The organism is Undibacterium sp. GW821-FHT07F11 (assembly GCF_059418665.1).
Window position 1 is genome coordinate 1 of sequence record NZ_JBWKQH010000028.1, and the last position, 2,038, is coordinate 2,038.

General features: G+C 58.2%; 1 protein-coding gene. It reads right to left on the bottom strand.

The window, feature by feature from the left end; translation table 11 throughout:
* A partial coding sequence (locus AC07OI_RS29765) for a TonB-dependent receptor plug domain-containing protein (protein WP_495259664.1) occupies window positions 1-1,988 on the bottom strand: 1,988 nt, incomplete at its 3' end.
* Window positions 1,989-2,038: the final 50 nt, after the last annotated feature.

Here is a 2,038-nt window from a genome sequence, read left to right on the forward strand (position 1 = left end):
ATTGTGGGCGAGAGATCAAAGTTGGCATATTCAATCGATCCGGCCACCGAGCCGCGCCACTTGGGAGAAAAGCCGTCGAAGGAAAACGATCCCAGGCGGTCTTCGATAACGCCCGGCACAAGTTCAGCCTTATAGTTCAGAACACGCGTTACATTGCCGTTCACAGACCAGCGTACAGAGCCAGTCTTGGCACGGTAATTGACCTGCGCATCAATGCCATTGGTCTTAGATGTGCCGAAGTTGACGTAACCCGCATCAATCGACTGCAACGCTCCCGGGCGACCCAGGGCAATATCTTCAGCCGTCTGCGGTGCCCTGACTACGCGGTTTGGAAACAGATCGGCATGGTCCACAAGAATCTGGTAGGCCGGCGAAACCACCCTGTCATCTTGCGAAACCCACCAGGCTGACAGACTCACGTCCAGATGCCGGGTGGCCGCATCGATGGGGGTGAATCGAACGCCGACCGTGTAGGTGTCCGCTTTTTCCGCCTTCAGGTTTGCACCTCCGCCGCGGGTTGTCGGCACCGTGACGACGGCACCGCCACGCGTAGGATCGGTGGCGCTGGCCGGCACAGTATAAGGCACGCTGCTGACATACGACAGCGGCGGAGCACGGAAAGAGGTTCCCCAAGTGCCCGAAAAAAGCATACCTTCCACTGGCTCCCACTCATAGCCCATCTTTGGATTGAACGTGTTGCCGAAGTCACTGTAATGGTCGTATCGTCCGGCGCCCGACAGTGCCAAGTTTTCCAGAATTGGTGCCCGTACTTCGACATAACCACTGGCCACGCTACGGCTGCCGTGGGTGTTATCGAAGGGAGAAGTGATGTCGAGTTTTTCCCGGCGTAGTTCAGCACCCACGGCAAAGGATAAGGGACCACCCGGCAAATCGAGAAGCGCCCCACTAAGCTGAGCGTCTGTGCTTAAGGCACTGGCCAGGTAGCGCCTGTCTACCGCTGGCAGCAGCGATTGCAGAACAGACGTACTGGCAATAGGCCCTGTCGTGAACAGGTTCAGCGTTGCTGTCGGGTCAGGATTATTCAGGACTGCCTGAATCCTGCTCGTGTCGTAGTAATTGTCTTCGTGGACGCGATTGTCATCACGCGAGTAGTTCGCAGCGAGCTCCCAGCGCAAATCCTTGCCCAGTTTCCCGCGGACGCCGACGAGAAAACGCGTGAAGGTATCGCTAGACCTATTGAGATCGGAGCCAACGCCCGTCAGCAATTTATTGACGCCCACGTCAACGCCAAACGGGTTGTAGGGATTGCTCTTCGGAACAATGATTGATGTGCTCACAAACGGCAGCGTGGAAAAGTACTGGCCGTTCTGACGGGAAGCCAAGAGGGTCGCAAATGCCGAGGTTCCACCGCCCAAGTTGTAGGTCAGATCTGCTACGGTGCCGAAGCGTTCGACGGGAGACTGCAGATAGGCCTGTTGATAGTATTCGCTGCTGCGGCTCTCTTGCCCTGCAGTTGCCGCAAAGTCGGCCATCGATGGTGTGGCGCTGGCTGTTGTGGGGATGGTGGCTCGGCTCGATGTCAGCCCGGGAAGATTGCCACCATTGAGCGAGTACACGGTGCCTTGGCTGGTATAGGGCAGGCGGCGATCTGTGAAACCGAACCGCCTGTAGTCCAGGTCGCGCGTGCGGTCCCGATCGCTGAAGCGAATGCCATCGGTGTTGAAGTAGTCGGCGCTCAGCGACCCATGCAGAGCACCTGACGAGAAGCCGTAATTGGCAGATACCCGGCGCTCTTGCCCCACGCCGCCTTCTGCGATGCCGTAGCGGCCATCAAAGGTCAACCCATTGCTTGAACGCTTGAGGATGACGTTGATGATACCGCCCACTGCGTCTGCGCCATAGATTGCCGAGGCACCATCGGCCAGCACTTCAATCCGCTCGACGGCCGACAGAGGAATGCTGCCTATGTCGAATGCCACCCCGTTGGCGCCGGAAGGTGTAACGCGCCGGCCATCGATGAGTACCAAGGTCGTGCCTGCACTCAGGCCCCTGAGCTGGATCGGTGCAGCACCCAGAA